At 41.4% G+C, this 13,848-nt stretch carries 9 protein-coding genes; all 9 read left to right on the top strand.

The window, feature by feature from the left end:
- Positions 1-28: 28 nt before the first annotated feature.
- The 9 genes from WC644_00350 (at position 29) to WC644_00310 (ending at position 13,848) form a co-directional block, all read left to right on the top strand.
- Positions 29-2,650: a T9SS type A sorting domain-containing protein gene (locus WC644_00350; GenBank protein ID MFA5010377.1), complete on the top strand. Its 2,622-nt coding sequence runs from the start codon at positions 29-31 to the stop codon at positions 2,648-2,650.
- A gap of 15 nt (positions 2,651-2,665) precedes the next feature.
- Complete coding sequence (locus WC644_00345) at positions 2,666-3,904, top strand: T9SS type A sorting domain-containing protein (protein MFA5010376.1); 1,239 nt, start codon at positions 2,666-2,668, stop codon at positions 3,902-3,904.
- A gap of 561 nt (positions 3,905-4,465) precedes the next feature.
- Positions 4,466-4,690, top strand: a complete 225-nt coding sequence (locus WC644_00340) for a hypothetical protein (GenBank protein ID MFA5010375.1) — start codon at positions 4,466-4,468, stop codon at positions 4,688-4,690.
- Positions 4,691-4,917: 227 nt separating this feature from the next.
- Positions 4,918-7,410, top strand: coding sequence for an FAD-dependent oxidoreductase (locus tag WC644_00335; protein MFA5010374.1), 2,493 nt, complete (start codon positions 4,918-4,920; stop codon positions 7,408-7,410).
- A gap of 13 nt (positions 7,411-7,423) precedes the next feature.
- A complete protein-coding gene (ssnA, locus tag WC644_00330) occupies positions 7,424-8,752 on the top strand; it encodes a putative aminohydrolase SsnA (protein MFA5010373.1) in 1,329 nt (442 codons plus the stop codon).
- Between the two features lie 3 nt (positions 8,753-8,755).
- Entirely contained in the window at positions 8,756-9,952 is a 1,197-nt protein-coding gene (locus tag WC644_00325; GenBank protein MFA5010372.1) for a YgeY family selenium metabolism-linked hydrolase, read from the top strand.
- A 1-nt stretch (position 9,953) separates the two neighbouring features.
- A complete protein-coding gene (gene thrC, locus WC644_00320) occupies positions 9,954-11,108 on the top strand; it encodes a threonine synthase (protein ID MFA5010371.1) in 1,155 nt (384 codons plus the stop codon).
- A gap of 14 nt (positions 11,109-11,122) precedes the next feature.
- Positions 11,123-13,402, top strand: a complete 2,280-nt coding sequence (locus tag WC644_00315; GenBank protein ID MFA5010370.1) for a xanthine dehydrogenase family protein molybdopterin-binding subunit — start codon at positions 11,123-11,125, stop codon at positions 13,400-13,402.
- Positions 13,387-13,848: a (2Fe-2S)-binding protein gene (locus tag WC644_00310; GenBank protein ID MFA5010369.1), complete on the top strand. Its 462-nt coding sequence runs from the start codon at positions 13,387-13,389 to the stop codon at positions 13,846-13,848. Before WC644_00315 ends, WC644_00310 begins: the two co-directional genes overlap by 16 nt.

The raw sequence follows: 13,848 nt of genomic DNA, 5'->3' as shown, positions 1-13,848 counted from the left end.
ATGATATAAATAAATTTATATTTCAACCATGAAGAAATACGTCTCAGGTTCAATTATCATCTTTGTATTCATCTCTGCAATGCTTTTCTTGCTTGACTCCTCCGATTTTCTGAATCCAGGTCCCAGAAAGGGCAAGAGCAGATTCGGTAAACCATCGGGTGCTATGCAGTCATTACAATTCTACAGTGAAGCCCGTGCTTATCCCGATAAGGATATACCTGCGGATAAATTCTATAAAGCATATGAGTATTCACAGAATAATCTTGCTGATGTATTTGATAATCCTTCTTCGCAGCAGTGGACATCAATCGGTCCGAATAACATAGGCGGCAGGAGTCTATCGCTTGCGGTACATCCTGTGGATACGGGTGTAGTTTATATCGGCTCCGCATCGGGCGGTCTCTGGAAGTCCACAACCGGAGGACTTGGTGCCGATGCATGGGACATTGTAAATACTGGTTATCCTTCTTTAGCAGTAAGTTCGATAGCAATAGATTCGGCAAATCACAATGTTATGTATATTGGAACAGGAGAAAACTACGGTTACCAGTATTCAATAAACAACGGCGTGAATGCCCGTCTGACGCGCGGCATGTACGGTATAGGTATTCTTAAAACCACTAACGGCGGTGCGACATGGACAAAATCTCTCGACTGGACTTACAACAACCAGCGCGGAGTCTGGAACGTATCAATCAATCCTAAAAATTCAAACATAGTTTACTCGGCAACAAGCGAGGGTGTTTATAAATCCTATGATGCAGGTGTATCATGGGTTAATGTATTGAACTATCAGATGGTAATGGATTTATTAATTAATCCAATTGACACAAATATTCTTTATGCATCTGTCGGAAATCTCAGCAACAACATGCCGAACGCAAATGTCGGTATATATAAAACCACTAACGGAGGAATCAACTGGGCAAAGCTCACGGGCGGATTGCCTTCATTCTGGTCTGGAAAGGCAACGCTTCAGATGTACAGGGGCAATCCAAATTATATTTATGCAAACATAGCAAATGATATTACATCGTACGTCGGATATTACAGAAGCACAAACGCAGGCGCAAACTGGACACCCGGCTCTACGTCAGTCCCATCGAGCAATCAGGGCTGGTACAATCAAGGTCACTTTGTAAAAGCAAACGACCCGAATACAATACTTGTCGGATGTCTTGATGTACATAAGTCAACGAACGGCGGGACGAGTTTCACAAAAAAATCGAGCTGGTCAGCATGGAATACAGGTGCAACTCCTCCAGGGCAGCCCGAAGGTCCTACAAACTTTGTACATGCAGACGTTCATTACTATGTTGATAATCCCAAAGATCCCAATAAAATATATATTGCAGCTGACGGAGGACTATACCGCTCGAATAATTTCGGGGAAACATTTTATTCATGCAACGGAGGATACGTAACATCTCAGTTTTATGCAGTGCTTGGCAATTCATTCACTGATTCTGTTTTCTGTTTAGGCGGGCTTCAGGATAACCGTGCAGCATTCTATCAGGGTACAACCGCATGGTACAAGACATTTGGCGGCGATGGTTTCTGCTCACAGGTGAATTCACAAAATCCGCTTATTTGTTACACTGAATACACTTATGGCGACCTTGCCCGCTCTACAAATGGAGGTGTTTCATTTAATTATCTTAACGTTCCAAATTCCGGCTCTGAAACATACTATTGTTTTAATACTCCGTTTATTGTATGCCCTTCAAATCCCAACATAGTTTACATAGCGGGCACAAATTTCTATAAATCAACAAACACGGGAACGAGCTTCGGCTCATCGCTTTACAACTTCGGCGGCGGGAAAGCATTGTCTATGGCGACTTCCTGGCTGTCTGTTGATACCATATATGTCGGCACAACACCAACGACAAGCGTTTCAGCAAAAGTATTCCGTTCTATTAATGGCGGTACTAACTGGACAAATATAACAGCAACGCTGCCGAACAGGTATCCGACAAGAATAGCGACAAATCCTTACAAGGCGAGCGAAGTATATGTTACATACGGAGGATTTGGAACAGGACACGTTTATAAATCATCGGATGCGGGAACGACATGGATTGATATAACATCGAATCTTCCTGATGTTCCGACACAATCAGTTTTCTCAGACCCATTATACCCGGACAATATTTATGTAGGCAACGATCTTGGAGTTTACGCAAGCACAAACGGCGGAGCGAACTGGGGCGAGTTCAGAAACGGAATGCCTTATTCAATTGTCTTTGACCTTTCCTACGTTCCGGTCGGCAGGAAAATGCGCGCACTCACACACGGCAGCGGCATCTGGGAAATAAAGTTGACATCAACTCCGACAATCGTACAAAATCAAAATGGCGAACTCCCGAATGACTATGCTCTTAAACAAAACTATCCGAATCCGTTTAATCCGAGAACTGTTATCAGGTTTGATATTCAGAAGTCAGAAGTCGGAAGTCAGAATTCAGTAGTAGCACTGAAAATTTACGATGTAATGGGCAGAGAAGTTGAAACACTTGTAAATGAAAGACTGCAACCCGGGACATACGAAGCAACATTCGATGGCTCGGCACTCAACAGCGGCGTGTATTTCTATAAAATGACAGCGGGAAATTATACTGAAACGAAGAAGATGTTATTAATAAAATAATTCTATTATCAGACTATGAAAAAACTCATTGTCATATTAACAATGCTCGCAGCTATGAATGCAAGTGGGCAGTGGGTGCAAGGTACTGGCATATCTAACTGTTCGGTAACTTCTCTTGCCATAAGTGGAAATAATATCTTTGCAGGATGTTCTTATTCTAGTAATCCCCCTTTTCAAGGCATATATCTTTCCACGAACAACGGACAAAACTGGTCGCAAGCTGCTTTGAATGATAAATCTGTTCTTTCCCTTGTTACAAGCGAAAATAATATCTTTGCAGGGACATATAATGGTGTCTATCTCTCCACAAATAACGGCACAACCTGGACGCAAACGGCTTTAAATGATCAATGGGTTCTTTCCTTTGCCATAAGTGGAAATAATATCTTTGCGGGGACTAATGATAATGGTGTCTATATCTCCACAAATAGCGGCTCTACCTGGACTCAAACTGCTTTGAATAATAAAACTGTTCCTTCCCTAGCCATAAGCGGAAATAATATACTTGCGGGGGCATATGATTTCCCTCTTGGTTCAGGGGGCGTCTATCTCTCAACAAATAACGGCTCAAACTGGACGCTAACTGCTTTGAGTAATAAATCAGTTCTTTCCCTTGCTATAAGCGGAAATAATATCTTTGCAGGAACACATGATTATCCTAATCCCAGCGGCGTCTGGCTCTCCACAAATAACGGCTTAAGCTGGACGCAAACTGCTTTGAATAATCAATATGTTTATACTCTTGCAATTAGCGAAAATAATATATTTGCAGGCTGCTATGTTAGTTCGGGCGCCTGGCTCTCCACAAATAACGGCGTAAGCTGGATTCAAATAAATCAGGGTTGGAATCCAATCCCAAGCGTCTATACATTTCTCATTGCAAACAACTACGTCTTTGCCGGAACTTATGACGTCTGGCGCCGATCCCTATCGGAAATCACCGGCATCCCAAATATCAGCACAGAAATACCATCAGAATATTCACTTTCGCAAAACTATCCGAATCCGTTTAATCCGAGAACAGTTATCAGGTTTGATATTCAGAAGCCAGAAGTTAGAAGTCAGAATTCAGTAGTAACACTAAAAATTTACGATGTGATGGGCAGAGAAGTTCAAACACTTGTAAACGAAAGACTTCAGCCGGGAACGTACGAAGCAACATTCGATGGCTCGGCACTCAACAGCGGCGTGTATCTTTATAAGTTGACAGCAGGAAAGTTCAGCGAGACGAGAAAAATGATACTTATCAAGTAGTTGTCAGTTGTTAGTTGATAGCCCCCACGACAATAATACCGTTAAGTAAGAAAGAAACTTGTGTTACATAATTGAATTCGCCATGACGAATCTACAACTTTCAGCTGTCCCAACAAGCTGGGATGTTCTCCGCGGTGATTCTTCTACAAAGAACGAATAAACAGTGAGTTGTGAGTTGTAAGCTGTGAATAGCGAAAAATATTTCAAGACCAATTTAAGACCAATCTGAGTACAAGATGACCGAAAGATTAAGAAAAAATGAAAGTGCAATTTTTGAGCATTTTCGGGGATTTGAAACTTAAAAAATAACAGAGAAATTTTTATCAACATATTTTACATACTCCTTTCATTATTAATCACAATAAAAACCAAAACCTGGACACGGCGTATTTTTGTCGATTTTTTTGTACGGATTATAAAAGACAGGAGATACAGGGATTTATTTTAAGAAAAAGATTTTTTTAAGGGAAAAAATATTTTAGAATTGAGAATTTTCGTGGCACAATTTCGAAAAATGTTGTGATTAATAATGAAGGGAGCAAGTTAGTTGATAGTTGTTGGTTGTCAGTTGATAGCTCAGATCTTGAGCCAAAAGGCAGGCCTAAAGGCAACGGCAATATTTTAGAGCACAGAAGAGACGTTGTTATTTTGGATGATGGGAATATAAAATCACATGGAATACCTAACGGCATTCTTTTTAGTTTGGCTGATTGTTTGCTACCGACATTAGAGACAGCGTACAGCGTACAGCGTTCAGCGGACAGAAGAGAGAAGAGATTGCGTTAAGCGTACAGCGTACAGCGGACAGAAGAGAGAAGAGATTGCGTTCAGCGGATAGCGTACAGCGGACAAAAGAGCAAGTGTTCAGCGTATAGAAGAACAGGCGTACAGTGTACAGAAGAACAATCGTACAGCATATAGCGTACAGATGAACAGGATGAGCTGGAGACATTAGGATTTTTGCATTTAAAATCAGTTTAGATAGTTGTAACTTGTATAAATTAAACTCATTTATGCAAAATTTCTTGACAGATGCTCAGCTAAGGTCAGAGTTTTCCCGGTGCGAATTTTGCGAGGAAAAACCTTGCAAGGAAGCGTGCCCCGTTGACTGTTCCCCGGCTGATTTTATTATGGCTGCAAAGAGAGGATTACCTCAGGATTTTCAGCGTTCTGCAGCAATTATTATGGGCAGCAATCCCCTCGGCGGTATTTGCGGGTATGTTTGTCCCGATTACCACTGTATGAAAGCATGCGTGCACAGGACTTTTGATAATGCTGTAAGCATACCGCCCGTTCAGGCGACTATTATTAAGAAGGCAAAAGAAATTAGTATGATGCCTGATTTTAAACTTGCACCTTCAAACGGGAAAAAGGTGGCTGTCGTGGGTTCAGGTCCTGCGGGACTTGGTGCCTGTTCGGTGCTTGCCCAGAAAGGGTATCAGGTTGATGTATTTGAGAAGGACAAAAAGCCCGGTGGCATGTGCAATCTTATTCCTGAAATTCGTCTCGATAAAAACGTTTTACATTCTGATATAGAATTTCTAAAACAACTTGGTGATATAAATTTTATTTTTAATGCGAATGTAGTACAGCCCGAAGAGCTGCTTGCCGAGTATGACGCAGTAGTAGTAAGTTCAGGACTGGATGTTGAAAACAGACTTAATATTAAGGGCGAGGATTTTGCTTATCATTGGATTGAATATCTTGAAAATCACAAGTCGCTGAATATAAAAGGAATGAGAGCTGCGGTTGTCGGCGGGGGTGCGATAGCCGTTGACGCTGCCGTAACTGCAAAGTTATGCGGAGCACAGAGCGTAGAATTGATATGCTTAGAGAAGTTTGATGAAATGCCTTTGACCAAGCATGAGCGTGACCTTATTCTTGAATACGGAATTGAAATAACGGGAAGAACAAAAGTTGATTCTATCAGCGGTGCGTCAAAAGGAAAAGTTAAGAAAATAAAATCGCTCAAGACATCTAAAGTTATATTGCCTAAGGGAGAGAAGTTTCATCCCGCAAAGATGAAATCCGATAAGAATGCAAATCCGCAGACAAGAAAGTTCGATGTTGTTATAATATCGGTTGGGAGTAAATCATCAATAAAGCCGTCAAAGAAGAAGGGCGTTTTCTTTGCAGGCGATATGGTAAACGGACCGACAACTGTAGTAGAGAGCGTTGCTGCGGGCAAGAATACAGCCGTTAAAGTAGATTCTTATGTATTCAATACACCAAAACCTGTAATTAAAAAGAATGTAAAGAGCAGGGTAGAACTTGCCGGAAAAAATTTACAGCCAGTTTCGCTTGGGACTGATTTCTTTGGCAGAAAAATATTATCACCATTTCTACTTTCTGCCGCTCCACCGAGCGACGGGTATGAGCAGATGAAGAAAGCATACGAAGCAGGATGGGCAGGCGGTGTGATGAAGACAGCATTCGATAATGTTGACATACACATTCCAGCCGAGTATATGTTTGCCGTAACACAATCAACATACGGCAACTGCGATAACGTCTCCGGACATCCGTTAGACAGAGTATGCGGTGAAATCAAAAAACTTGTTGCCGAGTATCCCGACAGGTTGACACTTGCCTCAACAGGCGGACCCGTAACGGGAAACGATGAAGATGACATGAAAGTATGGCAATCAAACACACGCAAGCTTGAAGAATCGGGCGTTATGGGAATCGAATACAGCCTTTCCTGTCCGCAGGGCGGCGACGGTACGAAGGGTGATATCGTATCGCAGGATGCAGAACTTACGGCAAAGATTATTGACTGGGTTATGCAAATCAGCAAACCCGATATCCCGAAGCTGTTTAAACTCACTGCTGCTGTTACTTCTATTTATCCAATCATGGCTGCTATAAAGGAAGTGTTTGAAAGATACCCGGATAAAAAAGCAGGCGTTACTCTTGCAAATACATTCCCTGCACTTTCATTCAGAAAAGGCAGCAAAGAAAATTGGGAAGAAGGAGTAGTAGTTGGTTTATCGGGCGAGGGAGTAATACCTATAAGCAATCTTACACTTGCGAACGTTGCGCGTCACGGCATAACAGTCTCCGGAAACGGCGGACCGATGGATTACAAAGCAGCAGCGGACTTTTTAGCACTTGGTGCAAAGACAGTACAATTTTGTACAATAGTAATGAAATACGGATATGGAATTATTGATGATTTGAATTCAGGGTTAAGTTATCTTCTAAAAGAGCGTGGATTGAATTCTGTTTCTGAACTTATTGGTTATGCATTTCCGAACCCAATAACCGGTTTCATGGAGCTTTCCCCTGTAAAGAAGATTTCGGCGGTGAACAAAGACTTATGCGAGCATTGCGGGAACTGTCAAAGATGTCCGTACCTTGCAATCGAACTCGATAATAAGAAAATACCTGTTACCGATGCTTCACGGTGCATAGGGTGTTCCATCTGCGTTCAGAAGTGCTTTGCGGGAGCCCTGTTCATGAGGGGAAGAACAGAAGAGGAAATGAATGTCTTAAACGAAGCATAAATAAACAAAAACATTGAACACAATATTAATAAAAAACGGTATAATAATAACTCTCGGTGAAAATCCGAAAGTACTCTATAATCATTCAATACTAATAGAGGGTGAAAGAGTAAAAAAGATAGGTGAGTCGAAAAACTTTACCGATAAATACGATAAAGTAATAGATACACACGGCAAGGTTGTAATGCCAGGATTCATTAATGCTCACATGCATTTTTACAGCACGCTTGTCCGCGGGCTTGGCAAAGCAAATCCTTCAAAGAATTTCAACGAGGTTTTGCAAAACCTCTGGTGGCGGCTTGATAAAAAGCTTGACGCAGATACAAATTACTTCAGCGCTTTGATAATGGCTATCAACGCGGTAAAGCACGGGACAACGACTTTAATCGACCACCATGCAAGTCCTTTTTCAGCGAGGGGTTCGCTTAATCTTATAGCCAAAGCAGTAAAGGAAACGGGTCTTCGTGCTTCGCTATGCTATGAGGTCTCAGACCGTGACGGCGAGAAGATTGCTGAAGATGGTCTTGAAGAGAACACAGAGTTCATTAAACAGTGTCAGAAGAATAATGACGAGCAGCTAAAAGCAATGTTCGGTCTTCATGCGGCTTTTACGCTTAGCGATAAGACGTTAGAAAAAGCATCAACGCTTGGAAATGACCTTAACACGGGTTTTCATGTCCACGTTGCCGAAGCGCAATCTGACGAAGATTTCAACGTAAAGAATTTTGGAATGCGAGTTGTCGAACGTCTCGATAAGTTTGGTATTATGGGCAATAAGAGTCTTGCGATTCATTGCGTTCATATTGACGATAAAGAGATGGATATACTTGCAGAGAATGGTACTGCGGTTGTTCATAATCCACAGTCAAATTTGAACAATGCTGTTGGTATAGCGGATATAATAAAGATGCAGGAAAAAGGTATTCTTGTCGGACTTGGCACGGACGCTATGACAGTTCGCATGACAGAATCTTTGCGCGTTGCATTATGGGCGCAGCATTTAAGGAATAATAATCCCACGTGCGGATTCATGGAGACAGCAAATACACTTCTGAATAATAACAGGAAAATTGCTGCACGGTACTGGAATATCCCGCTCGGAGCAATCGAGGAAAATGCAGCGGCAGATATAGTACTTATTGATTATTATCCGCCAACGCCTCTTGACGAAACAACTTATTTAGGACATATCATATTTGGTATATCACAATCGATTGTTGATACAACTATTGCAAACGGAAAGGTGTTAATGGAAAATAAAGTATTAAAGATTGATGTAAACGAAGAAGAAGCTTCGGCTAAATCAAGAGAACTAACAGTTAAACTCTGGGAAAGGTTTTAAATAATGTACGATAAGATTTATAAGAGAGCAAAAGAGCTTGAAAAAGATACTGCTGAATTTCTATGCGATTTAATAAGAACTCCATCCTTTTCGGGAAAAGAAAAAGATGTGATAGAACTTATCAAAGCTAAGATGATTAAAGAAGGATTTGATGAGGTTAAAATAGACGGACTCGGAAACGTTATAGGAAGAATCGGAAATGGAAAGAAGATTATAGCGTTTGATGCTCATATAGATACTGTTTATCCCGGTGAGATGTCATTATGGAACTTCGACCCATTCACGCCAAAGATAGAAGACGGCAAAGTCTGGGGACGCGGTTCGGTTGACCAGAAAGGCGGAATGGCATCGATGGTATATGCAGGAAAGCTTATAAAAGAACTCGGGCTTAACAAAGATTGCACTATTTATTTCACGGGAACTGTAATGGAAGAAGACTGTGACGGGCTATGCTGGCAGTATATTATCAAAGAAGATAATATTAAACCTGAAGTAGTTGTGATTACTGAACCGACGAACATGAATCTATACCGCGGTCATAGAGGCAGAATGGAAATTCTGGTGAAGATAAAAGGTTTTTCCTGTCATGGTTCAGCTCCCGAAAGGGGCGATAATGCAATATACAAAATATCCCGCATAGCACTTGAAATAGAAAAGTTAAATGAACGACTTGCGTACGATGATTTTCTCGGCAAGGGTTCTGTTTGTGTAACGCAGGTATTCTTCAATTCTCCTTCACAGTGTGCCGTGCCCGATGCAGCGAGCATACAGCTTGACAGGCGGTTGACTTACGGCGAGACGAAAGAATCTGCAGTTGCAGAAGTAAAAGAAGCCGCAAAACTCGCAGGGTATCCCGATGCGGAAGTCGAAGTTCTGATGTATGAAGAGAAAGCATTCACCGGACTTGTATATCCGACAGAGAAATATTATCCGACATGGAAAATTTCAGAGAACTCTTTATTCCTGCAGGATGCAGTCTTTGCTTATGAGAATGTTCTTAAACGTAAACCAAAAGTTGATAAATGGACTTTCAGCACTAACGGTGTTGCTATTGCCGGCATGCATGGCATTCCTTGTATTGGTCTTGGTCCCGGCAATGAAGTACTTGCACACATGCCGAATGAAAATTCTCCAGTTGAGCATCTGAGCGAATGTGCGGCTGTTTATGCGGGGTTTGTTTACAAATTGAATAATCCATAACATGTTTTACGAGTGCTCATATTGCGGAAAAACATTTAAACGGGATGAAGTAAAATATCTTTGTCCTTCGTGCTCGGCTGACTATAAGCCCGGAGAACCATTGAAGGGTGTACTTCTTGCGAAGTTCGACTATGATATTATAGGAAAGAAGTTCACGAAGGATAATCCTGATATGAATCTTCTTTCTGCGGTTGAAGAAAAGTATTTCCCTGAGTATAAATGCGGCGGAACTCCATTCGTAAAATATTCTAACCTTAATAAGTTTGTTGGTTTGAATAATGTATGGATAAAGAATGATTCGCTTAATCCGAGCGGTTCCTTTAAGGACAGAGCTTCATTCCTTGTTGCAGCGGAGGCAAACAGGATAAACGAAGATACTATCGTTACTGCTTCAACTGGCAATGCTGCAAGTTCTCTGGCGGCAGTATGCGCAGCAGCAAGCAAGAAAGCAATTATTTTTGTTCCGGAGACGGCTCCAAAAGCAAAATTACTGCAGATGTATATTTATGGTGCTGATGTGAGAAAAGTAAACGGTACGTATGACGATGCTTTCAGATTGTCACTTGAATACACAGAAAAGAACAAAGGATTGAACAGAAACACCGCTTATCACCCTCTTACAATCGAAGGAAAGAAATCTGCAGGTCTTGAAATATTCGTACAGAATAATTTCAAGACTCCTGATGTAATATTTGTTCCCGTAGGTGATGGTGTTATTATATCGGGAATAAACAAAGCTTTCCATGATTTAAGAGAAGCAAGAATAATATCCAAGATACCAAGGTTAGTTTGTGTACAGGCTGAGAACTCAGATGCTATTCATAACCTTATAAACACAGGTGTTTACAGAAATGCAGTACACCCCAAAACTGTTGCTGATTCAATTTCAGTCTCGGCACCAAGCAATGCTTTTATGGCAGCGAGAGCAGTTAAGGAATCAAAAGGATTTTCTATAACTGTATCAGATGAGGAAATTATGACGGCGCAGAGGGAGCTTGCGAAGACAACGGGTGTATTTGCAGAGCCTTCATGCTCTTCAGTATTAGCGGCATTAAAGAAAACAAAAGATAAGTTTGATAAAAAGGAGCAGATTGTTTTGTTGATTACAGGCAGCGGATTAAAAGATATTGATTCGGCGTTAAATTATTTGAAATAAAAGAAATTAATTATATGAAAAAGGAAAACCCAAAATCGTGGCGGAATGATGCTTATGCAAAAGTAACGGGTCGCACAAAGTACACGGACGATATTAAGTTTCCGTTTATGCTACACGCAGTGCCGGTTTATACCGACAGCGTTCATGCGCTCATAAAGAATATTGACACTTCGGCAGCTGAAAAATCTGAGGGAGTTGTTAAAGTAATAACATGGAAAGATATTAAGGGTGCGCTTACGTTCGGTCAGATTATTAAAGATTACCAGATATTTGCGAAGGATAAAATTTACTTTAACGGCGACGTTGTTGCTCTTGTTGCAGCAGATACACGTGCTAACGCACTCAAAGCGGCTGCGCTTGTAAAAGTTGATGTTGAAGAGTTAACTCCGGTACTTGATGTGGAAGTTTCAATGGACCCGAACACACCTCTTATACATAAAGAGCATGGCTCGAACATTATTAATAAACATGTTGTAAGAAAAGGGAATGCGGATGATGCATTCAAAGAATGTGATATAATTCTTGATGAAGTTTTTCAGACTCAGTTCATTGAGCATTCATACATGGAGCCGGAAGCTGCTGTATGCAATCCGCGTCATGACGGTGTAATGGAAGTTTACGGAAGTATGCAGCATCCATTCAGCACAAGACGTTTTGTCGCATCTACACTCGGCTGCAGTCTCGCAGAAGTTGAAGTGATAGGTACGCCTATGGGCGGCGGGTTTGGAGGGAAGGATGATACAGCTGCGATTGTCTGCGCAAGAACTGCTCTTGCTGCAATGATAACAGGGAAACCCGTAAAGTGTTCTTACTCAAGAGAGTGGTCGATCAGAGAGAGTTACAAGCGGCATCCTTACAAAGTTTATTACAAAATGGGGCTGACAAAAGACGGAATAATAAAAGCTGTTAACTGCAAAATTATTGCCGACGGCGGTGCGTACTGCTCGGTAACCCCATGGGTCACATGGCGCTCTACCGTTCAATGCTGCGGACCCTATCAGGTTGAAAATGTACACTGCGATACATACGGAGTTTATACTAACAACGTATTCACGGGTGCGATGCGCGGATTCGGCTCCCCTCAGATGAACTATGTTGTTGAATCGATGATTGAAATAGCTGCGCGCAAATGCAATTTATCCGTGATTGATATTCGAAGAAAGAATATGGTAAGGCAGGGCAGCATTACGATAACAGGACAGAATCTTGATAACCATAAAGTTGCAATGGAAGAAACTCTGAATACAGTTTTAAACGAATTTGATGTTGAGAATAAGCTTAAGAAATGCTCATACGGCAAAACAGACGGCGATGAACTCTATGGTGTAGGTCTGGCAATGAGCTACAGAGGGATGAGTATCGGTGCGGAAGGTGTTGATTTCAATTCCGCTATTATTAATGTTCAGCCGGACGGTTCAATTATACTCGAAACAGGAATTCATGAAAACGGACAAGGTTCTGAAAGTGCGATGTGCTTAATTCTTGCGAGAGAACTCGGAGTCAGTCTTGATAGAATCGTTTACAGAAGGCCCTCAACTTCGACAATCCCTGACGGCGGAACCACTGTGGCTTCACGCGGTACGGTACTTGGTGGCGGAGCTGTAGTAAAAGCAGTTGAAGATTTAAAGTCACAAATATCAAAGTTTTTATCGAGGAAATATAACTGCTCATCAGAGAAATTTGATATAAGAGATAATGCGGTTTATTTTGAAAAAGGAGAGAAATCTTTTAACGAAGTTATTAAAGAGATGTTTAACTCCCGTGAGTATCCTCATGTGATGGGTGTTTACAGACCGCCTGCGGTTTCATGGAATGAGCATAACGGACAGGGCGATGCTTATTTCTCATGGACTTACGGCTGTCAGGCAGTAGAGATATCAATAAATAAGAAAACAGGAAAGCTAAAACTTTTAAATGCTATAGCTGCTCATGATTGCGGTAAAGCTGCTAACGTTGGAATGACACTCGGCCAGTTCTACGGCGGAATGGCAATGGGGATTGGTTATGGAATATTTGAAGAGGTAAAAATTAAAGACGGCAAGATAATTAACGATAACTTTAATTCATACAGGCTGCCGCGTGCAACGGACATGCCCGAGATGAAAGCAATATTGATAGAAAATCCCGACCCTAATTCTCCGTCAGGAGCAAAAGGAATCGGTGAGCCGACGAACGAACTCATGGCTCCCGCACTCGCGAATGCAATCTATAATGCAACGGGTCACAGGTATTTCAAACTTCCTATTAAAGTTAAAATAGAAGAAGAGGAGGAAGTTATATGCAGACGACCATAAACAGAAAAGTGTATAACATTCCCGATGAGTTAAAAGAATTAAAACTTACGGAATACTTAAGAGAGCATCTGAATCTTACGGGTGTAAAGAACGGATGTGAGATGAGGTCATGTGGTGCATGTGCGGTGCTAATTAACAACAAGACAATGCGTATATGTCATTCAACAGTAAATGATATAGCAAACTGTGAAGTGCTTACAATCGAAGGAATGGAAAATGAAGACGGTAGTTTACACCCTTTACAGCAGGCATTCATTGATCACGGGGCTATACAATGCGGGTTTTGCACGCCGGGAATGGTACTTACTGCTCATGCTTTGCTTCTTTCGAATCATTCACCAACACGCGAACAAATCAGAAAAGCATTGCAGAGCAATCTTTGCAGATGCACAGGATATCAGCAAATAGTAGATGCAATTGAAGCAGCATCGGTTTATTATAAATAA

Source organism: Ignavibacteria bacterium (assembly GCA_041649015.1).
In the GTDB taxonomy this organism is placed as follows: Bacteria; Bacteroidota; Ignavibacteria; order Tepidaquicellales; family Tepidaquicellaceae; genus CAIKZJ01.
The sequence above is the reverse complement of the archived record's forward strand: the minus strand, read 5'-3'. Positions and strand labels throughout refer to the sequence as shown.